Source organism: Rhizobium sp. AN73 (genome assembly GCF_030757975.1).
GTDB classification, from domain to species: domain Bacteria; phylum Pseudomonadota; class Alphaproteobacteria; order Rhizobiales; family Rhizobiaceae; genus Agrobacterium; species Agrobacterium arsenijevicii.
This window is the reverse complement of sequence record NZ_JARWME010000001.1, coordinates 558,936-579,894: the sequence shown is the minus strand read 5'-3', so window position 1 is coordinate 579,894 and position 20,959 is coordinate 558,936. Positions and strand designations below refer to the sequence as shown.

Below are 20,959 nucleotides of genomic sequence, written 5' to 3'. Positions count from 1 at the left end.
CAATGTCTTGCTTTGGTATAGGGGTTCCACCATATCCGGCTGTTTGCGTTGAAGATTTCGGGGATTTGCAAGCGGTGGAGAGCGGCCTCAATCAGGTTCGCCGAGATACAAAAGAGAGATAGTGAATTGGAAGACGAACATTCTGATGCCACGGCCCCGGATCTACCCCGGCGGAAACATCCACGGCGACCGGACCTATCCCAGAACCGTATTCTCGATGCCGCAGTTCTGGAATTTGCGGAGAACGGTTTTGCTGGGGCACGTATCGAGGCGATTGCGGAGCGGGCTGAAATCAACAAGCGGATGCTGTACCAGTATTTCGGCAACAAGGATTCGCTCTATCAGGCTGTGCTCGAGAAGGTTTATTGCGACATCTGGGAAGCCGAGGCCGGTCTCAGTCTGGAGCAGTTTCCGCCGCGTGAAGCACTCGTTGCACTCGTGAGGTTTGTCTGGTCCTACTATCTCGACCATCCTGAATTCATCACCCTGCTGAACACGGAGAACCAGCTGAAGGCGCGATTCTTCCGCCAGTCCCGGATATTGCGAAGCGGCGCAGCCAATTCACGTCCGCTGGTCGAGGAAATATTGCGGCGAGGCGAGGCTGACGGGACATTTCGTGCAGGTGTCGACCCGACACAACTCAGCCTGACCATTACGTCGGTGTGCTACTATTACCTGACGAACCAGGCCACGAGTTCGATCGTTTATGGGCAGCGGCTGATGGCCAAGAAAGCGCTCGAGGCGCGGCTCGCATTTAACATCGAGACCATCCTCGCGATTGTCGCTCCCGCCGCCACCATAGGCGACACCGCTTTTACCGGAGACCGCCCATAGCGGGATTTGCAGGGAAGAATTTGCGCCAGAAGAGTGCCGTATTGCGTGCGATGTGCAGGACACGCGACAGCCGACACGACCAACCAGACACTTGGAGCTGCCACTCGCCCGAACTATCGGGCATATTGCTGAGCCACGTCTGTTCAGACATAGATTCCCGAGCCAAGGGCCAAGCTCCGAAAAGAAGAAGACGAGTTCACTGCCGATGAAAAACAAGTCGCTTTATTTGTGGCTACTGACACTAGCAATCCCGGTATCGGTTCTGATCGCGGCTCAGGTCGATACAAGCTCTGCACCATCAATTGGCGGGGGAGGCTACGACCTTGGTCCGTTTCTGTGCTCTTGGTTGTTGATAATTTTCACAGCCCTCTGGTCTCTCTGCGCTTTTGTGGCAGCTCTGCTTCAGAAGGATCGTGCTTCCTCGTTACGTGGTTTTGGCCTCGCAGCCGTTGGTGTTCTCATCTTCACTGCAGTTCTCTTTTTCTACCAGGAGAACCTTTCCTAGCGCTCAGCTCGCATGTTGGTTCCGGTCGGATCTCGGAATACGGATCATGGAGATTTGTCATGCATGTCATGCGACGCGAATGGGGCCACGCGGTAACGCAGCCCCGTCCAGGGATCACAAAATCAGCCGGCGATCTTGGTCCAGCCATCGACGATAGATTTGATGGCCGTCGAGAACGTCTTCAGGTTGCTCGGGAAGTGAACCTTTTCGTACTGTTCCTTCGGCAGCATCTTCGCGCTAACTTCCGCGGGAAGGGGTATGTCGCGTGTCGGGTGGGCATAGCCTGCGGCAAGCATCTGCTGGCCTTCGTCGGAGAACAGGAAGTCGAGCGCGCCCTTGGCGGCGTTCGGATGCGGGGCGTTGGCGCTGACATACTGGGCAAACAGCATGCCGACCGTGCCATCGGTCGGAATGACCACCTGTAGCGGCAGGCCGGTGGCGTCGCGCTTGGCCATGCCGTCGAAATCGTAGACGATCGAGATCGGGCACTCGCCCTTCTGGATCGACGCAACGTTCAGGACGACGCCTTTGCGCAGGTTCCCGCCGTCGTGCAGCGCCTTGAACCAGTCGAGGCCCGGCTACGTTTTCTTCGTTGCCGCCATTGGCGAGAGCGGCTGCAAGTACCGACGCCGTGGCGTAGGTGGAAACGCGCGGATCACGGCTGCAGACCATGTCCTTGTATTCCGGCTTCAACAGGTCGTTCCATGTAGCCGGCATGGTCTTGACCACATCCGTGTTGACGAGGAACGAGATCGCGCCCCAGTAGGCCGAGGCCCAGCGGCCGTCCGCATCCTTGAATTCCGGCTTGATTTGGTCCCAGCTGGCATTCTTGTAGCCGGCGGCAAGCTGCTCATCGAGCAGGCGACCCAGGAAATCATAGCCGATGTCGGCAATGTCCATGACGGGAGCGTCCTTTTCGGCCAGCAGATGCGTGATCTGCTCGGCGGAGGTCATGTCCGTATCGACGTGCTCGACCTTGTACTTCTCTTCGATCTTACCGAAGATCGCGCCGAGATTAACCCAGTCATCGGACATGCCGTAGGATACGAGCTTGCCTTCCTTGGCAGCGCCAGCGGCGATTGCCGCATCGTCGGCGTGTGCGGCGCCGGCCAGCGCAACGAGGGCGGTGGCGGCGAGCATGTGTTTCATGGTTTTCATCAACATGGTGTCAATCCTGATTGCGGCGTGGGATCATGAACCGGCACGGGAGCGCTTACGCTTCCGGCCAGCGTTGGAAAGCAGGACAAGCGAGATGGCCCAGGCACAGACGAAGCTGATGAGGGCGAGCGCGCTTGCCTGACGGGCGTCGAACCGGGTGAACTCCACGAGGTAGATCGGGAAGGTCTTGAACCGGGTTCCGACGAGCAGGTTCGCCAGGGCGAATTCGGCAAAGGCTGCGGAAAAGACGAGAAGGCTTCCGTTCACAAGGCCGTGGCGGATGTTCGGCGCAATGACCATGAAGAACGTCTGGCGGGCGCTGGCACCAAGGCTCTGCGCCGCCTCCGACAGCATGTGGATGTCGACGGCCTCCAGCGCGTTCATCACCGAGCGGTACATGAAGGGCAGCGTGACGACGACATAGGATCCCAGCAGCAGGGCCGCGGGATCGAAAAGCGGGAAGGAAACGCCCGCATAGAGCCGCAGCAGGCCAAGCGCCAGCACAACGGCGGGAAATCCGAAGGGCAGGACGGCAAGCATCTCGAGCAGCGGTTTCAGCCGCGCCTGTCGCAGGTGCACCCAGTAGGCCGCAGGCGCCACCAGGAGCAGCGACAACACGACAGTTGCCACCGATAGCACCAGCGAATTGTAAAGCACGGTGCTGAAGGCCCGTCTGGACGTGACCTTGATCCACCAGTCAAGCGTGTAGCCCTCCGGCCAGAGCGTCCGGTCCCACCGGACGGAGACGGAAAAGAGGGCCGTGGCCAGGAGCGGAAGCGCCATGAATGCCACGAAGACAATAACCGTGACCGTCCGTACCGTGCCGGAAACAGGTGAGCGCTCCGCGACAAGAGAATGCCCGTTCATGTCTGCCTCCTCTTGCACATGCTCAGGAGCCGATGAACGGATACGGATATCATCATGATGACGAGGGAGAGCATGGCGATGGCGTCCGCCAGACCGGGATCGAGTTGGACCTCGCCACGCACCAGAGCGGCAATCTGCACGGTCACGAGATTGACCGACGAGCCGGTTAGCGTCCACGCCGTTGCATAGGCGCCAAAAGCGTTGGCGAACAGCAGGCTGAGACAACTGATGAGGCTGGGCCGCAGGATCGGCAGCGCGATGTTCCACCAATATTGCCGCTTGCTCGCACCAAGGCTGTAGGCGGCCTCGCGCCATTCCGTCCGCAGCCCTTCCATGGACGGAACGAGCAGCAGGATGGCGAGGGGGATCTCGAAATAGAGATAGGCGAGAACCAGCCCTTGCATCGAATAGATACGAAAGCCCGGATAAAGTTCGACACCCATCTGCTTCAACATCAGCGTGATCATGCCCGTCGAACCGAGCGTGATGACGAAGGCGAAGGCGAGCGGCGCACCGCCGAAATTCGCCGAGACATCCGCCAGAGCTGTCAGTGCGTTGCGGACAACCTGGCTGCCAGCCGTCACGATAATATAGGCGAGGAACGCGCCAGCGATTGTACCGATCACCGCAACGACGGCGGAAAGCGTCAAACTGTTGACAAAGGCGTTGATGATCGACGGCTGGAAGGCCCGCACGATGTTTTGCAGCGACAGGCGGCCATCGACGGTGAAGGCCGATTTCACCAGTCCGGCCAGTGGCATAAGTTCATAGAGGAGCAGGAAAGCGGCGAGTGGCACAAGACAAAGCCACCCGGCATCCAGACGGAAACCCCTGCGGGTTCGACTGTTCAGCATCGGGCTTCCACCCCGTCTGCAGCAATTATGATTGGATGATCGAATAGCTGCTGCGCCTGAGCGGTGCCGACAACAGCCGACTTGAGGGCATGATCAGCCGTACCACCAGAGAACCAGATCCGTTGTTTTCTATCGTCCATCTTCCGTCGACCCGAGCATCTTTCCCAAAGCACGAGACCAATAGCCCGCAGGCAGTGACAAATGGATGACAATAATATTATTATTCGTATTATTGTGGGCTTTTGCATTCTGTCATACGACGGGTGTAACTCTCGACATAAACGCATCTCCGCATTTCACAGGACCGCACTCTCATGACGACACAGAATTTTGCCACCTATCCCAGCCTTCAGGATAGGAGCGTGTTCATCACCGGCGGTGGCAGTGGGATCGGCGAGAGCCTCGTCAGGCACTTCTGTGCGCAAGGAGCCCGTGTCGCTTTTGTTGATATCGATGAGAGTGCATCGCGATCGCTTGTTGAAGCCATCGCCGCAGATGGTGGTCCCGTTCCCCATTTTCTTCCCTGCGACCTTCGGGATGTAGAGGCGCTCCGCAGGTCTATTGTCGAAGCTGAAAGCCGCCACGGCGCAATCCAGGTGCTGCTCAACAATGCGGGAAACGACGACCGTCATGCGACAGAGGCAGTCGACGTTCCCTTTTGGGATGACCGCATGGCGGTCAATCTGAGGCACCAGTTCTTCGCCGCCCAGTCAGTGCTGCCGGGCATGAGGCAGGCCGGGAGCGGCTCCATCATCAATCTCGGTTCGATCACCTGGATGGTTGGAGATCCCGATTGCCCCGCCTATGTCACGGCCAAGGCCGCGATATCCGGCATGACCAGAGCCCTTGCCCGCGAATTCGGCCCTTTCGGAATCCGCGTCAATTGCCTGGTGCCTGGCTGGGTTATGACCGAGCGGCAAATAAAACTCTGGCTGAATGATGCAGGCGAAAAGCAGATCGCCGAACGGCAGTGCCTGCCGGACCGCCTCGCCCCATCGGATATCGCGCGGATGGCGCTTTTCCTGGCGGCGGACGACAGCCGCATGTGCACCAGTCAGCAGTTCATCGTTGATGGGGGATGGGTTTGACCGAGGCTTTAGCGATTGCCGTTTCAGCGGGAAATCGCCCGCAGGACGTCAGCCTCTGCGCCATCGAGAAGGATGAGAAGTGCTGACTGAGCACCCTCAGAGTCACCCGTTTCGATGCAATCCACCACCTGACGGTGCAGCGGCAGCGAGGGACGCTGGCCCAGCGGATTGGCATTGGACAGACGGAAACTCATAATCAGCGCCGCCTCGATCAGGCTTGCGAGTGAACCGATGAGTTCGTTGCCGGTCATGCGCAAGATAAGCTGATGAAAGGCAAGGTCTGGCTCCGAGAAACGTTCTCCGTCATCGGCATGTTCTTCCATCTGCGCATAGTACCGCTTAAGTTCTGCAACTTCCGCCGCCGTCGCCCTTTTGGCGGCCAGCGCACCCGCAAGCGGTTCAATCCCGCGGCGCAGTTCGAAAAGCGCTCTGACATCGTCGGGGTATACGGCGGCACTATAGCGCCAGGTGAGAACGTCCGAATCGAGGAAGTTCCAGTCCGCGCGCGGACGGATACGCGTGCCCGTCCTCGGCCGCGATTCGACCATCCCCTTGCCGGCAAGGACCTTCATCACCTCCCGCATAACCGTGCGGCTGACACCGTGGGCGGCACTCAGTGCTTCCACATTTGGCAGGAGAGTACCGGGCGCCAGCTCGCCACGGACGATACGCTGGCCGATCTGGCTGAGAAGCGAGGCGTAGAGACTGACACCGGGGGAAGGCCGGGGTCTCGAGGGGGACAACGTCATCAAACTCGCCAATTTTATGTTTAATAATACGATATAAAGTCTATAGACCCCTCACCATATTGGCAATGTGTCAGCACGGTGATGTCGGGTTAAACCGCGGGTTAAATGTGCGGCCATCATGTCGCTACGAGCAAAAGCCCTGTCAGCTAAAAGCGCCGTCGTTTCCGGTTTTCAGGATATTGCAACGATGGGTCAAACGATCGAGCAGAGCGGTCGCCCTCCAGGTGGGCGGGCGACATGTTTTCATCGGGCTGTTCGGATTGGCCGTGCCTATCGCTCGATCGCGTGAGTTTCGTGGCTCAGGTGCCGCCAGGTAGGGAGTCGGTCAGCATCAGAGCATCCAGCGCCACCGCGCCCTCACCCTCGGGATAGATCACGACGGGATTGAGGTCTATTTCCCGGATCGTTGGTTCGGCCAGCAGCAGGCGGCCAAGTGTGGCGATGATCCGGGCGGCGGCGGCCACATCGAGCGGCGGGGAACCGCGGAAACCGCGCAACAAAGGCGCGTTTTTCAACCGATATAGCTCGCGGACGATGGCGTCATCAGGCAGATCGGGGGTCAGAATGCGAACATCCCTCAGGATCTCGGCCGTAACGCCGCCAAAGCCCGCCAGGATCACAGGTCCCCAGTCCGGATCGTTGCGCGCGCCGATGATCAGCTCGATACCGCGTTTGCCCATGGCTTCGACCAGTACGGCGTCGAGGGTCAAGTCTGGGCGATGGCGCGCGACATCGGCGTGCAACTTGGCCCAACCCTCCTTGAGGCTGGCCTCGTCCGCCAATCCGATGATGACGCCGCCCGCGTCGCTCTTGTGGCTGAGATCGGGCGACTGCGCCTTCAGCACGACGGGATAGCCGATCTCCGCCGCCGCCGTAAGGGCCTGCTCGAGGGTCGTTGCCAGGCGTCCTTCAGGAAAGGGAATCCCGAGCGGCGCCAGGATCTGCTTGGCGCGATATTCGGGGACGACACCTCCTTGCGAGGAGAGACCGGCAATCGCGACAGGCAGCGCGGTGGACGCTGTTACGTCGCGAGCCGCGAATTCGTCGATGCGTTGCAGTGCCCGAAAAGCGCGTTCGGTCGACGGGAAATAAACGATGCCGAGCGCGCGCAGCTGCGCGATATAGTCCGCCGGGATAGGGGCGCCCTCATCGAGCCCGGCAAAGATCAGCGGTTTTGCCGGCTTATGCTCGCGCACCGCTTTCAGGATCGGCGGCAGTTTGATGGCGGAGGTGACAGGATCGGTCTGGATGATGCAGGCGACGATGCTAGCAAAACGGGTATCGTCGAAGAGTGCGGTGAGCGTCCTGTTGTAAAGGTCCGGCTCGACAAGACCCTGTGCCGTCAGATCCAGCGGATTGCTGACGCCGACGAAGGGCGGCAGGACGGCGCGCAACGCTGGCGCGGTATCGTCGCTGATCACCGGAAGGTCCAGCCCGAGTTCCTCGCAAAGATCGAGCGTCAGAGCCTTGAATGCACCGGATTCGCCGAGGACGGCAGGGCCTCCGGCCGGAAGCGTCGGGCAGCGCAGCGCGATTTCGGCGATGTCGCCGAGTTCTTCGAGCGTCTCTGCCAGAATGACGCCGGCGCGCGCCACCTTGGCGCGCATGACCTGATAGTCGCCGGCCATGGCACCGGTGTGGGTCGCGGCGGATTCACGCGCCGCGCTGCTCCGGCCGGGATGAAGAAGGACGATCCGCTTCCCCTTCGCATATGCCTTGCGCGCCGCGGCGAGGAAACGGGCAGGCTTGCGGAACTGTTCGACGATCATCGCGATGACCCTTGTGGAGGCGTCCTCCACCAGAAACTCAACATAGTCTTCCACGCCGCTGCCGGCTTCGTTGCCGGTTGAAATCGAATAAGAGAGACCCAGATCGCGGCTGGCTAAGGTCACGCCGAGGACGGCAGCCATGGCGCCGCTCTGGGACACGATCGCAATGCCCGGCCGGTCACCCAGTTTCTCTGCAGTGGTTTCGATGAAGGTCAGGGGGATGCGGTCAACATGATTGACCATCCCAAGGCAATTCGGCCCCTCGATCACCATTGCGACCTCAGCCGCGATGCGGGCGATGGCACGCTGATCAGCCAAACCTTCCTCGCCACCCTCGGCAAAGCCCGCCGAAAAGATCACTGCCGCGCCAACGCGGCGGCGGGCAAGTGCTTCGATGGAGGGAAGTACGGCTGCGCGTGGAACGGCAAGAACAGCCGCATCCACCCCATCGGGCAGGTCATCGATCGAGGCGAGGCAGGGCTGGCCGCCGATTTCGATCCGTTTGGGGTTTATCAGATGAATGGCGCCGGCATAGCCGCTGCGGTCGAGATTGGAGAGTACCGATGCGCCGAGTGCGCCGGGCTTGTCAGAGGCGCCGATAATCGCCACCGATTTCGGGCGCAGCAGCCGTTCCATCGAACTGCTGGGGAGAGCCGATGGGAGCGCGCTAGTTGTCTCAACCGTCATGTGGGGCGCTCCTCAGGCCTGATGCTTGGACTTGTCATAGGCACCAAGACCAGGCTTGTAGGTCTTGTCGTCGATGAACTGCTTGATACCTTCCTTGCGTCCCTCGTTGTCATAACTGTTGGCTGCTTCTTGCGCGCGCACCAGGTAATCCTCGGCATTGTCGTAAGTCATTTCGCGCACGCGGCGAATGGCGTCCTTGGTGGCCTTGAGGGCGACCGGGTTCTTCTGCAGCAAAATGTTGGCGACATCGGTCACGCGCGCTTTCAACTGCGCAAGCGGCACGGACTCGTTGACGAAGCCCCATTCGGCAGCTTTCCTGCCGTCAATGTTCTCGCCTGTCAGTGCATGGTACATGGCGTTGCGGAAGGATGTGAGTTCGGTCGCCACCTTGGCGGCACCACCGCCGGGCAGGATGCCCCAGTTGATTTCGCTCAGCCCGAATTTCGCTTCATCGGCGGCAAAGGCGAGGTCGCAGGCGAAAAGAGGCCCATAGCCGCCGCCGAAGCACCAGCCGTTCACCATGGCGATGGTCGGCTTTTGATACCAGCGCAGCCGGCGCCACCAGCCATAGCTTTCGCGTTGCGCCTTTCGTGTGCCCTGCAGGCCGTGGGCTTCGGTCTCGCGGAAATATTCCTTGAGATCCATGCCCGCGGACCAGGCCGTGCCTTCGCCGGACAGAACCAGAACACCGACATCGGCCCGAAACTCGAGTTCATCCAGAACCTCCATCATCCGCCGATTGAGCGTGGGGCTCATGGCGTTGCGTTTCTCCGGGCGATTGAAGCTGACCCAGGCTATGCCTGCTTCAACGACAAAGGCGACGGTGTCTTTTTCGGAATGTTCTGTTGTCATGATGCTGTCCTTCTTGCCGTTCGGGCCTGCACATCAAAAGGGAACCGGCCGCAAAGCTGCGACCTGCGTTGAATACAGTAAGCCTCGCCAGGGCTGGTGGGCCGTGGTGAAATCCAAATGAGACGCTTCACGCCAGCCGGCGCGAATGCGCAGAGAGCGGTTGTGCCGCTGATCCGCGGATCGCAGCGCATCTGCCGATATTCTAAAAGAAACTCCTCCAATACCGGCATATGACCTCCTCGCCGGTAATGTTATGCCTCATAGCATCATTTGATTGTTATGCGCAATAGCACTATAGCCGGTCTATGGATATCGACACCCGCACATCGAAATTAAGTGACCCGCTTGAGACCCTGCTTGGCTATCAGCTGAGGAGGGCATCCAATGTGATGATGGCCGACCTGGGCTCAAGGCTTCAGGCAATCGAACTCAGGCCGGTCGAAGCTTCCATTCTGACGCTGATCGATGCCAATCCCGGCTGTACCCAGAGCGACCTTGGACGCAGCCTCGGCATCCAGCGCGCCAACATGGTTCCCCTGATGGTCGGCCTGACCAAGGCCGGGCTTGTCGACCGGGCTCCGGTCGGCGGGCGAGCACAGGCTCTTCGTCTGACCAGGACCGGCATGGAGAGACTGGTGGCGGTGCACGCCATCATCGAGGCGCACGAGGCGCGGTTTCTGCGCCTTTTCGCGTCAGATCTGCGGGAGGCAGCGTTGGAAGTCTTGCGAAGTATCCGGCAGGAGGGCGAGGGGACCCCACGCCAGGATGATCCGGAACTGCCTGCGGGTGCCTGATCGGCTGGACCGTAGCGACTGGTCCCGTGGCGCTATGTGAACCGTTCATCTTTCTAAAACGCGTGGCTTATTCTGCCGCAGTGAGGTCGGGGCGATAGCCCGTATCGATGACGATCCGTCCACCGCACGCCCGCGAAACGCAGGCGCACATGCGTGAATTTTCCTGCCGCTCGGCTTCGGAAAAGAAAACGTCGCGGTGGTCGATCACGCCGTCCGTTTCCACGATGTTGACGGCGCAGAGCCCACACTCTCCACGACGACAATCGAAAACCATACCGACGCCGGCCTCCACCAGTACGTCGAGCATGGACTGATCGGCCCGGACCCGAACACGAGTGCCGAATTTGGGAACTTCGACGTCAAAGGCCTGTTCGGCGAAGCGCCCGTTGTCGCCGAAGACCTCGTAGCGCAGTCGGCTCATGGAGCGGCCGCCTCTCTGCCAAGCCTGCCGTGCCGCTTCAAGGAGGCCGAGCGGGCCACAGATATAGGCCTCTCCATCCGGCGGCAGGGCTGCGAATTCGGCATCGAGATTCAATGTTTCACCGTCATCCTGAGCAAAAACCTGCAACCGCTCGCCAAGCTGTGCGGCAAGCTCATCGAGAAAGGCCATCTGGTTGCGGCTCTTCGCGGCATAGGCCAGCCGGACCTTCTGACCCCGCGAGGCGAGTGTTTTCGCCATGCCATAGATCGGCGTAATACCGATGCCGCCGGCGATCAGGAGATAGCGGGAGGCGCGCCAGGAAAGTTCGAAACGGTTCTCGGGTTCGGTCAGTTCTGTGTCGTCACCCGGCTGCAGCTGCCAGATGAACGCCGAGCCGCCGCGGCTGTTCGGGTGGAGCTTCACGGCAATGGAGAGCGTGCCCGGCGGTCCGGGTATGACGGTATAGGTACGGATCGCCGGTTCGCCGTTGATCCTCACCCTGATATTGGTGTGCGAGCCGGGATCGAAGCCGGCGGGCAGGCCTTCGACGGCGAAAGTCACCGCCCGCACATCCTCAGCGATCGTCCGTGCCTCAATAACCCGTGCCTTGCGCCACTCCAGTCTGGACCGCATATTTTCCTCCCCTTGATGAATCTCGATGATCTGCCGGTTCTCTGTTGCAAAAGGCCCGCTCCCAACGGGCCTTTTTCGCTTCAGCCAGACATGAGCGCCAACGCCAGCACCTTGCTGCGCAGGTCAGGTTGTTCTTCCGTAACGAAATCCAGGTTTTGCCGCGCCAGCCGCGCGTGCTCACGCGCCAGCGCTTCGGCGCGCGCGCCTTCGCGCAGTTCGATCGCAGAAAGGATTGCCCTGTGCTGTGCCTGAGCGGTCAGCAGCGTGCGTTGAAAGGCGGGCACGTCCGCTTCCGTGTTGACGAAGGCATTGGGGCTGGCAAATGGCAGGCTGGTGATCCGCTCGATCTCCCGGCTCAGGAGTTCGCTGCCACTTAAGGATGCGAGTTGTCTGTGGAAACGCTCGTTCAGCATTTCATAGAGCCCGAAATCCATGGCACCCGGTCCCGGCTCGACCACACGGTCAAGACTTGCGACCACGTCCGAAATCGCCTTCAGCTTTACCGATGGCACGCCGCGCTCCGCTGCCAGTCGCGCGGCGGTGCCCTCGAGAACGCCGCGAAGTTCTATGGCGTCGATCACGTCCTGACGGCTGAAGCTGCGGACCGCATAGCCGCCCGAGGGGATCATGACAACCAGCCCCTCCTGTTCCAGCTTCTGCAGGGCGGCACGCAGCGGGGTGCGTGATACGTTGAGCCGGGCGGCTAGCGCCACTTCTGAAAGCCGCTCTCCGGGCAGAACCTCGCCTTTGAGCACGAGATCGCGCAGGCCGGTCAAGGCCCTTGCCGTCTGCTGTTTGGGGGCGCCGTCCTGCTCTGCCATCATGCTCTACTCCGCTGCCACTGCCGTGGCGTCTCGTTCCGGGTTGATTTCCCGGTCGATCATCCGGTCGATAAACTTGCGAGCCCACATCGTGCCGGCATCGATATTGAGGTTGTAGAACTGATGATCGGGATTTGCCTTGATCGCGATCTGCTGTGCTTCAAGCACCGCCTCATCCTCGCGGAAAACACCGGCGACGCCTTCGCGCAGTTCATGTGTTCGGGCCTGGTTGTGCAGGTCGTAGTTTCGGGCGAAGGCCCAGAAATATAGACAGGTATTGTCCGTCGATGGCGTGATCGTATTCAGGACGAAGCCGTTCACGCCTTGCGAGCGGTCACCCTGCGGCGCACCGGTACCAGCTGCTGCGACACCAACATCGATGGTGACCGTGCAAGGAGCCTCGAAGCGGATGATCTGCCAACGGTCCACCTTGCCCGGCTTGCCATATTGCTTTCGCCAGAAAGGCGGTGGGTCGATGTTGTGCATCCACCTGGTCACATAGGCGAAATGATCGGAATGGCTGGCTTCGAAGGGTGATTCCGCCACCGCCCGGTCGCCGATCGAGGAGCCATGCACGAAGGTCTCGTGGGTGAGATCCATGAGATTGTCGACGACCAGGCGGTAGTCGCATTTCACCTCGATCAGCTTGCCATCGGCAGCCCAGTCGGGGTCGTCGTTCCAATGCATGTCGGGGATCAGCGCAGGGTCGGCGAGTGCCGGCTCGCCCGGCCAGATCCAGACAAAGCGGTGTTTTTCTGCCACCGGATAGGATTTGACGCAGGCCGATGGATTGATGGTGTCCTGTGACGGCATGTATACACAGCGGCCGGTTTCGTCATATTCGAGGCCGTGATAACCGCACACCACGTTGTCGCCATCAAGCCGGCCGAACGAGAGCGGTACCAGCCGGTGCCAACAGGCATCCGCCAAGGCTACGGGTGTGCCATTTTCCTTGCGATACAGCACGACTGGCTTGTTGCAGATGGTGCGCGGCAGCAGAGTGCGCTTCAGCTCCACATCATAGGCCGCGGCATACCACGCATTTAGGGGAAAGGTTGGTCGCTTCATATCATCTGTCCTCCTCAGATGGCTTAAGGAAGACATGATGTATACATTATGTCAAGATAAACGGAGAAATCTTGAAAAATTGGCGTGATTGGTGGGGTTGGAAGAAATTATGTATACAGCTATCTCAATTTACCAAGCCTAGTTTCTTCAGCCTGTATTCCAGTTTGGCGCGGGTAAGGCCCAGACTGCGGGCGGCGGCTGAAACATTGCCCGCGGCGGCCCGTAGCGCTTCCCGGTAGAGTGTGTCTTCGGCGGCGGCAAGGTCGCCAGGCGAGGTGATAGGGCCAGGGTGCGGGACGGCGAGGGGTATATCCTTCGGCTTTATCCGCCCATCACGGTTCAGTGTCTGGGGAAATGTCGGGGAAGCTTCGCCGCTGGTGAAGAGATGCTGAATGTCGATGAGACCACCGGGCTCAGCAAAAATCACGCCGCGTTCGATCAGGTTCTGTAGTTCACGGATATTGCCGGGAAAGTCATAGGCCAAAAGTGCGTCGATCGCCCGTCGCGACAGGCCGATGACATCGCGGCGGTGGCGTTCGCGGAAGATACGCAGAAAATGGTCGATCAGCATCGGAATGTCATCTCGCCTGTCGCGCAGCGGGGGATGACGATCGGAAAAACGCAGAGGCGGAAATAGAGATCCTGCCGAAACCGCCCGGCGCGCACTTCGTCTTCAAGGTTGACATTGGATGCAGCCACCACCCGAACGTCGGCGGGAATGGTGCGGATGCCGCCAACCCGCTCGATCTGCCGCTCCTGGATGGCGCGCAGCAGTTTTCCCTGAGCCGCGTAGGCGAGTGAGGCGATCTCGTCGAGGAATATGGTGCCGCCCGCCGCCCGCTCGAAATATCCCGACCGGGATGCGATTGCGCCGGTATAGGCTCCCTTTTCGACACCGAACAGTTCCGATTCCACCAGGTTTTCGGGGATCGCAGCGCAGTTGATCGGCACGAACGGGCCACTAGCCCTGCCGCTCAGCCGGTGAAGTTGCTGCGAGAAGACCTCCTTGCCAACGCCGGATTCGCCGATGAGCAGCACGGTAGCTTCGGTATCGGCTACCTTTTCCACCATCAGCCGGGCGCGCAGGAAGCTTGCCGATACGCCGATGACCTGGCTGGAGCCAGCGGCTTCGGGCGTCCCGGCCTTTGCCGGCGGCTCCGTCGGCTGCGATCCCGGCTCGGTGCCCCGACGAGCGCTGCGGCGGGACCTTGGCCATTCAAGCCCAAGGTAAGCACGTTCCGGTGCGTCTTCACCCCACTCCTCCGCATTCTGGCCTACCACCTTGCAATGGGATGCACCCATCCCGGCGCATTCGACTTCGCGGAAGATCACGGGGCGTCCAAAGAGCGTGCTGGTATAGCCACTGGGATAGCCGGTCTGCATCCAGCAAACCGGTGCGCTGGCGAGGCCGTGATGGGCGATGTGTTCGGCAGCTTCGGAGGAATCGTGCCAGTCGAACTCGCCGAAGTAGGTGCCCCGGGCGCTGTCGAATTCGAAGTGCCGGGTGGTGACCTTGACGAAACCCTCAAGGGTATGGACCCGTGGCCCGGCCGCCAGGGCGTGAGTCAGGTCCTCGTTCGGAAACCGTTTCTGGATCAATTCCGCATCACGCACGCCCTGCATGTAGCCGACCCGCATGAATATGGCCGTGGCGACCTCGACGCCGAAGGCTTCGATGATCTCCTGCCGGAGCCGGCCCAGAACCTGCGACTGCATCAGCACCATGCGCTGATCGTTCAGCCAGATGCGGCCATCTCCCAGCGCGAAGTGCAGGGCCTCGGTCAGTTCGGTCAACGTTGGCGATGCGCCGGTATCGAGCTCGCTGTATGTGCCGCGCGACAACATCTTGCCCGTGCGTTTGGATGCATCGGCCAGCGAGATCAGGTGCGGCGGGACTACGCGCTTTGGCATGATCGCCTTTCATGAAATTCTGAAAATAATGAAATTCTTTCTTATTTTATGAAATTCGGCAAGCCCTTCTCCGAACTGGATCTGATCTGCCGCCCTCCGAAAACCAAGTTGATGGAAGGGTTTATCTGCTTTCGCCTGCATCTGCCTGGACAAGAGTAAAAACTGGCACAGGCCTTGCGAGAGAAGAGGCGGTCGCTTGAGGAGCAGCGGCCGGGAGGATTGCAGCATTACCATAGCCGACGTCGGCCGAACTTTTCGGACCGCGCAATGGCGAGCGATGCGTTTCTCTCATGACAAGCTGATCTGAGGAGGCCCACACCATGAATATCCAAACCCATAGTTTCATCGATACCGGGCGCTGGTCCGGTCGCGCCTTTTTCGGCGGCTGGCATCCAACCGAGGCGGGAACGATCGATGTCACCGATCCAGCCAATGGAACCATTTTTGCCTCCGTCGGGTTTGGCGGACCGGCAGATATCGCCCGCGCCGCTACCGACGCCCGGGCTGCCCAGAAAAACTGGGCAAAGACGCCTGGTGCGGAGCGTGCACGCATCCTCAACAGGGCTGCGGATCTGCTGGAGGTAAATGGCAAGGAACTCGCCCTGTGGATTATGAAGGAGTCGGGCTCGATCCATCAGAAGGCGATGATCGAGATCGAACACGGGGCGCTGTTCATTCGTCATGCGGCAACACTCGCCACGGCTCCGTCCGGCATGTTCCTTTCCGGCATGGATGATCGCGAAAATTATGCCCGGCGGGTACCACATGGTGTGGTCGGTGTTATCTCGCCGTTCAATTTTCCGCTGGTCCTTTCCGTCCGCTCCATTGCTGCGGCGCTGGCGGTCGGCAATGCGGTGGTGCACAAGCCCGATCCACGCACGCCGATCTCCGGCGGCATCATCATTGCCCGCATTTTTGAAGAGGCTGGCCTGCCTCCGGGCATTCTCCAGATCGTGCCGGGCGGCGCCGATGCCGGCGAAGCCCTCTGCAGCGATCCAAACGTAGCGATGATCTCTTTCACGGGTTCCGCCCGGGGCGGCGCCAAGGTTGGCGAGATTGCCGGCAGGAACCTGAAGCGTGTGCAACTCGAACTTGGAGGCAAGAACGCGCTGATCATTCTCGATGATGCCGACCCTGACGTGGCGGCCTCCAATGCAGCCTGGGGCGCGTTTCTTCACCAGGGACAGATTTGCATGGCAACAGGTCTGGTTCTCGTTGATGAGAAGATCGAACAGGCGGTGACTGACCGGCTGGTCGCAAAGGCCGCGCACCTGCCGGTTGGCGATCCTTCGAGCAATCAGGTAGCGTTGGGGCCGATCATTTCCGATGCCCAGGTGGCGGCGATCCAGGCGATAGTCGATGATGCCGTCGCAAAAGGCGCGCGGCTGCTTGTCGGTGGTCGCAGCGAAGGACGTTTTTATCCCGCAACCGTCCTGTCCGGTGTGAAGCCCGGCATGCTTGCCTTCGAGGAGGAGATATTCGGTCCCGTCGCCTGCATCGTCTCCTTCCATACCGACGAAGAGGCGATAGCGCTTGCCAATCGATCCGACTATGGCCTTGCCGCCGGGGTCATCTCCGCCGATATCGGCCGGGCGATGGCAGTCGGGCAGGAGCTTGAGGTCGGCCAGTTGCACATCAACGATCAGACGGTGAATGGCGGGCCATATGCACCCTTCGGCGGACGCGGCAAATCGGGCAACGGCACGCGGGTAGGCGGCCCGGCGGATATCGAGGAATTCACCCAGTGGCAGTGGGTTTCGGTCAAGAAAACCGCAACCCCGTATCCCTTCTGATCGGCCCGTATTTTTGCTCACTTTAACGATCCGGCCCGGACCGCTTGACAGCGTGTCGGCCGACGTTTTCCAGCACAAGGATGATCCCCATGAACCTTCACGGAAAAACAATTGTCATCACCGGTGCGTCCTCCGGCATTGGCGGCGAAGTCACCCGCCTCGCCCGCTTTCATGGCGCACATGTAATCGGCCTTGATCGGAATGATCCGATGCTGATGCTTGACGGCTTCATCAAGGCCGACCTGAGCGATCCCTCCGCAATCGACGCCGCGGTCCGGGCGCTCCCCGGGCAGGTCGATGCGCTGATCAATGCGGCGGGCGTGCCGGGAACCGCCGATCGGGCTCTCGTTGCGAACGTCAACTATCTCGGGCTTCGCCATCTCACCGAAGCGCTGGTAGCGCGGATGCCCAAGGGGGCATCGATCGTCAACTTTGCTTCCATTCTTGGCGCCGAGTGGCCTAAACGTGTTGAGGCGCACTGTGCGCTCGCCGAGACAAAGAGTTTTGCCGAGGGACTGGCCTGGCTAAACGACAACCCGGTTGCACAGGAAACCTGCTACCAGTATTTCAAGGAGGCGCTGATCGTCTGGACGCGCGCACGCAGCTTCGATCTGTTCATGCATCACGATATCCGCATGAATTCGGTGGCGCCGGGGCCGGTCTTCACACCGATTCTTGGTGATTTTGTCACCATGCTCGGCGCGGAACGGGTTCAGCGAGACGCGGGTCTGATGAAACGCCCGGCCTTTGCCGACGAGGTGGCCGGACCAACTCTCTTCCTCTGCTCCGATGCCGCCCGGTGGGTAGTAGGCGTCAACTTGGCCGTGGATGGCGGCCTTGGTGCGACGGCTCTCTGATCGGCCTTGCTGGGGCGAAAGGGAGAACTGGTGAGCCGCTGCACACGGGCGCGTGCGCAGCTGGCTAGGTCATGGAGGTTGTGGTGTCGGTGTTGTCGCCCAGGGGCGGTAAAGGTGTGTTACAAAGCTTCCGCCAGCGCCCTCATCCAGACTGCAACCGCTGCCGCTCCGCCATCCGGCACGCCGACGGCGCGTTCTCCCAGATAGCTGGCCCGGCCAAGCCTGGGTGACATGCTCTCCGTTGCCTTGGTGCCCGCTTCGGCAGCCTCGGCAGCTTTCACCCATATGGCTCTTGCATCGGTGCCGGTCGCTGCCTGCAGAGTGTTGAGTGCCGGCTGCAAGGCATCGAGCATCGTGCGGTCGCCAGGCTTGGCGCCGCCGGTGTCGCTGATTGCTGCGATTGCAATTGCCAATGCCTGCGTGAAATCCTTGACGGTGAATGTACCGTTTTCGGCAAGCTTGCGCCCGGCGCGGGTCAGAGCAATGGCGTAAAATGGTCCGGAACTGCCGGCAATGGCGCGCCGCAGTGCGTTGCCGATCGAGACCAATGCCTGCGCCGGATTGAGCCAAGCCTTGTCCGGCAGCGCCCTGATCGCCTCGGCTCCGCGCAGCATGCTGGCGCCAAGATCGCCGTCGCCAGCCCTGCTGTCGAGATCGGTCAGATAGGCTTCAGATTTTTCCAGGGCAGCAGCAATGGCAAACCCGATTGCTTTTATCTTGGCTGCATCGAAGTCTGCGGTCTCGCACAATACGCTGTTGTCCTCGGCGACTGCGACAACAGGCAGGATTTTGGCTGCCTGCGGAACAGCGCCACCGATCGGCCATGCCGAGGCATCGGTGGGAGCATCAAGAAGATCGGTCTCGCCCGCCTCCAGGGAAAACAGCGAGATGGAGGCCCCCGGCATTTCTATGGCGGTCAGGAAGTCGCCGCTCCAGGCCCGCTCGACGGTGATGCCCTTCTGGCGCAATACAGCAAGAGCACGACGCGCCACGATCGCCAGTTCCATTGGCGGCGTCGCGCCAAGGCCATTGATCATCAGGGCGACACGGTTGCCGCTTCTGATATCGAGGTCTGCGACGATGGTGTCGACAAGCCGGTCGACCAGCGTGTCGGCGGACATCAAGCCAGTGCGCTCGATGCCTTTTTCACCATGAATGCCAAGGCCAAGCTCGATCTCGTCATCTGCAAGGATGAAGCCGGGTTTCCCAACTGCCGGTACGGTGCATGCGCCCAGTGCCACACCCATCGTGCCTATGCGCTGCGCGGCTGAGCGGACAAGCGATGCGATTTCTGCCAAAGGCTTGCCGCTTGCCGCAGCGGCCCCGGCGATCTTGTGGACGAAGACGGTGCCGGCGATGCCGCGCCGCCGCTCGCGCGGAACTAGACCGGATAACGCAACATCATCGGCCACGACCACGATTTCGATCGGGATACCCTCGATCGTCGCCAGTTCGGCGGCGATGCCGAAATTCAGGCGGTCACCGGTGTAGTTCTTCACCACCAACAGCGCGCCTGCCGGCCCGGCAGTGGCGCGGATGGCGGCAAGAACGGCATCAACGCTCGGCGAGGTGAACACTTCGCCGGTAACGGCGGCCGTCAGCATGCCGTCGCCCACGTAACCCGCATGTGCCGGTTCGTGGCCGGCACCGCCACCCGAAATGACAGCTACTGGTCGGTCGGCGGCCGCAGGCAGATCGGCGCGCACCACCACGTTTTCGGTATCGAGAAGAGCCAGACCAGGATTAAGGCCGGCAATGCCTTCCAGCATTTCCCGAACCACGGCGGATGGTCTGTTGATGAGTTTTTTCACGGTCAACGTCTCCCTGGAGTGTAAGCTTGCCCATATCATTCCACCTGGTCGGGGTGCATTGTCAAAGCCAGCATGCAAATGGCGGACAGAATGGCGATACCGACCATATAATGTGCGATCGAGGTAGACGAACCGTATTCGCCATACAGCGCCACGGCCACCAGCGGCGAAGGACCACCACCAAGGATCGGGGCCCGACCTGCCGTGCCAGCGAAAGTGCGAATGTTTTGCCTGGTCAGCCCGCAGCACGGAGAGGAGCCTGCCGATCTGCATCCCTATGAGCATTTTCGAGATTGGAGCAGCTCTAGTTCTGCCCCCTCAAGCTGCGCCAAAAAAAGCAAGCCTGCCCGTTACGGTTGGCCAGAAACCATGTTGCCGACGGCACCGCAAAGAACGCCACATGATCATATGCCTTCGGAAGGGAGTAGCATATCCCGTGATTATTAGAGGATTGGGCATAATGACGATCTCACGAGTAGGGGGAAGAGCCACCCCGGCGTACATGTTTCTGCATCGGTTCTTGGTTATAGGTCGTCAGTCAAATTTTGAAACCAATTTGCCCGGCGGGCGACAATGACGGACGGAAGCTTTGATGATCCATGATTTTTCCTCATTCTTCGAGCGTTTTGGTTGGCCTTCCAGCAAGGGCAGGCTTCCATTCTGTATCGGTCATCGCGGCGCGAGCGGCCATGCGCGCGAAAACACGCTTAAGGCATTCAGGCTGGCATCCGAATTGGGCGCCGAGATGTGGGAACTGGATACTCAACTGACGAAGGATGGTGTTGTCGTTGTCTCGCATGACGACCACCTCGGGCATGTCTTCGGCGTCGATCGCCATATCTCGCAGATGACTGCGGCCGAGCTTGCGGCGCTGGAGGGTGTGGACGTCCCGACATTCGAAGCGGTGGCAGCGCTTGCCCGCGACCTCGGGACAGGCCTTTACGTTGAGCTCAAGGCGCCGGGCACAGGCACCCTCTGCTGGCAGCATCTTCGGCAGATCAATCAGCGCTTCGCCTGCCTCGGCTCGTTCGATACAGCGCAGGTGCGTGAGCTACGCGACGCAGGTTGCGCTTGGCCGCTTTCGGTCTTGGTACGCGTCGGCCACGACCCACATGCGCTCGGCGACGAGGCAGGCGCGGATATCCTGCATCTTTGCTGGGAGAGGGCGGGCGCGCAACCACAAGATCTGATCACAACGGAATTGATGCGGCGAGCTTTCGATGACGGCAGAGAGATCGTGCTCTGGCACGAAGAGAGATCCGCAGTTCTGAAGGATATCATGCAACTACCGGTGCTCGGCATTTGTACGGACCTTCCCGAATTGATGCGACCGGTGACGGAAGGCGCGCATTCAGGCCTCTTCAAATCCTGATTTCTTCAACATGTGAATGATGTCGACAGCATGCAGAAAGGCAGCCACGCAAATTCGATGCGGAAGGATCACTCCTGCAGAACCAAGCTTTCGCAGGTTCAACGGTTGGTTTCCC

The 20,959-nt window shown here is 60.4% G+C and carries 18 protein-coding genes and 1 pseudogene; 6 read left to right on the top strand and 13 right to left on the bottom strand.

The window, feature by feature from the left end:
- Positions 1–126 precede the first annotated feature (126 nt).
- On the top strand, positions 127–834 hold the full coding sequence (locus RBH10_RS02495) for a TetR family transcriptional regulator (protein WP_281038436.1): 708 nt from the start codon (positions 127–129) through the stop codon (positions 832–834).
- A gap of 627 nt (positions 835–1,461) precedes the next feature.
- On the opposite strand, the gene RBH10_RS02490 is transcribed toward RBH10_RS02495, so the two are convergent.
- The 4 genes and pseudogenes from RBH10_RS02490 to RBH10_RS02475 all read right to left on the bottom strand — a co-directional run bounded on the left by RBH10_RS02490 (position 1,462) and on the right by RBH10_RS02475 (position 4,218).
- Positions 1,462–1,857 (bottom strand): ABC transporter substrate-binding protein, encoded by a 396-nt coding sequence (locus RBH10_RS02490; protein WP_281038640.1) that lies wholly within the window; start codon positions 1,855–1,857, stop codon positions 1,462–1,464.
- Between the two features lie 139 nt (positions 1,858–1,996).
- Positions 1,997–2,239, bottom strand: a pseudogene (locus tag RBH10_RS24840) (ABC transporter substrate-binding protein); the annotation flags it as partial.
- Between the two features lie 291 nt (positions 2,240–2,530).
- Entirely contained in the window at positions 2,531–3,364 is an 834-nt protein-coding gene (locus RBH10_RS02480; RefSeq protein WP_281038438.1) for an ABC transporter permease, read from the bottom strand.
- A complete protein-coding gene (locus tag RBH10_RS02475) occupies positions 3,361–4,218 on the bottom strand; it encodes an ABC transporter permease subunit (protein ID WP_281038439.1) in 858 nt (285 codons plus the stop codon). The genes RBH10_RS02480 and RBH10_RS02475 overlap by 4 nt, the downstream gene beginning before the upstream one ends.
- Positions 4,219–4,532: 314 nt before the next feature.
- On the opposite strand from RBH10_RS02475, the gene RBH10_RS02470 reads away from it, so the two are divergent.
- Positions 4,533–5,306, top strand: coding sequence for an SDR family NAD(P)-dependent oxidoreductase (locus RBH10_RS02470; protein ID WP_045019648.1), 774 nt, complete (start codon positions 4,533–4,535; stop codon positions 5,304–5,306).
- Positions 5,307–5,329: 23 nt separating this feature from the next.
- On the opposite strand, the gene RBH10_RS02465 is transcribed toward RBH10_RS02470, so the two are convergent.
- The 3 genes from RBH10_RS02465 to RBH10_RS02455 all read right to left on the bottom strand — a co-directional run bounded on the left by RBH10_RS02465 (position 5,330) and on the right by RBH10_RS02455 (position 9,363).
- Positions 5,330–6,055: a FadR/GntR family transcriptional regulator gene (locus RBH10_RS02465; protein ID WP_281038440.1), complete on the bottom strand. Its 726-nt coding sequence runs from the start codon at positions 6,053–6,055 to the stop codon at positions 5,330–5,332.
- 299 nt (positions 6,056–6,354) lie between these two features.
- Entirely contained in the window at positions 6,355–8,511 is a 2,157-nt protein-coding gene (locus RBH10_RS02460) for an acetate--CoA ligase family protein (RefSeq protein ID WP_281038441.1), read from the bottom strand.
- A gap of 12 nt (positions 8,512–8,523) precedes the next feature.
- Positions 8,524–9,363 carry a p-hydroxycinnamoyl CoA hydratase/lyase gene (locus tag RBH10_RS02455; RefSeq protein WP_281038442.1) on the bottom strand — a complete coding sequence of 280 codons (840 nt, stop codon included), beginning with the start codon at positions 9,361–9,363 and terminating at the stop codon, positions 8,524–8,526.
- Between the two features lie 389 nt (positions 9,364–9,752).
- Here RBH10_RS02455 and RBH10_RS02450 point away from each other — a divergent pair, with 389 nt between their 5' ends.
- A complete protein-coding gene (locus RBH10_RS02450; RefSeq protein WP_281038443.1) occupies positions 9,753–10,157 on the top strand; it encodes a MarR family winged helix-turn-helix transcriptional regulator in 405 nt (134 codons plus the stop codon).
- 67 nt (positions 10,158–10,224) lie between these two features.
- On the opposite strand, the gene RBH10_RS02445 is transcribed toward RBH10_RS02450, so the two are convergent.
- The 5 genes from RBH10_RS02445 to RBH10_RS02425 form a co-directional block, all read right to left on the bottom strand.
- On the bottom strand, positions 10,225–11,211 hold the full coding sequence (locus RBH10_RS02445) for a PDR/VanB family oxidoreductase (RefSeq protein ID WP_281038444.1): 987 nt from the start codon (positions 11,209–11,211) through the stop codon (positions 10,225–10,227).
- A gap of 80 nt (positions 11,212–11,291) precedes the next feature.
- Positions 11,292–12,035 (bottom strand): GntR family transcriptional regulator, encoded by a 744-nt coding sequence (locus RBH10_RS02440; RefSeq protein ID WP_281038445.1) that lies wholly within the window; start codon positions 12,033–12,035, stop codon positions 11,292–11,294.
- A gap of 3 nt (positions 12,036–12,038) precedes the next feature.
- A complete protein-coding gene (locus RBH10_RS02435; RefSeq protein ID WP_281038446.1) occupies positions 12,039–13,100 on the bottom strand; it encodes an aromatic ring-hydroxylating dioxygenase subunit alpha in 1,062 nt (353 codons plus the stop codon).
- Between the two features lie 124 nt (positions 13,101–13,224).
- A complete protein-coding gene (locus RBH10_RS02430) occupies positions 13,225–13,671 on the bottom strand; it encodes a helix-turn-helix domain-containing protein (protein WP_306180408.1) in 447 nt (148 codons plus the stop codon).
- Positions 13,665–15,011, bottom strand: a complete 1,347-nt coding sequence (locus RBH10_RS02425; protein WP_306180407.1) for a sigma-54-dependent Fis family transcriptional regulator — start codon at positions 15,009–15,011, stop codon at positions 13,665–13,667. Before RBH10_RS02425 ends, RBH10_RS02430 begins: the two co-directional genes overlap by 7 nt.
- A 320-nt stretch (positions 15,012–15,331) precedes the next feature.
- Between RBH10_RS02425 and RBH10_RS02420 the strand changes: the two genes are divergently transcribed.
- Positions 15,332–16,804, top strand: a complete 1,473-nt coding sequence (locus RBH10_RS02420; RefSeq protein WP_281038448.1) for a benzaldehyde dehydrogenase — start codon at positions 15,332–15,334, stop codon at positions 16,802–16,804.
- An 89-nt stretch (positions 16,805–16,893) separates the two neighbouring features.
- Positions 16,894–17,661: a coniferyl-alcohol dehydrogenase gene (locus RBH10_RS02415; protein WP_281038449.1), complete on the top strand. Its 768-nt coding sequence runs from the start codon at positions 16,894–16,896 to the stop codon at positions 17,659–17,661.
- 119 nt (positions 17,662–17,780) lie between these two features.
- Here RBH10_RS02415 and RBH10_RS02410 read toward each other — a convergent pair whose 3' ends face one another.
- Positions 17,781–19,472, bottom strand: a complete 1,692-nt coding sequence (locus RBH10_RS02410) for a dihydroxyacetone kinase family protein (RefSeq protein ID WP_281038450.1) — start codon at positions 19,470–19,472, stop codon at positions 17,781–17,783.
- Between the two features lie 592 nt (positions 19,473–20,064).
- Between RBH10_RS02410 and RBH10_RS02405 the strand changes: the two genes are divergently transcribed.
- Positions 20,065–20,844, top strand: coding sequence for a glycerophosphodiester phosphodiesterase (locus RBH10_RS02405; protein ID WP_281038451.1), 780 nt, complete (start codon positions 20,065–20,067; stop codon positions 20,842–20,844).
- The last annotated feature ends 115 nt before the right edge of the window (positions 20,845–20,959 follow it).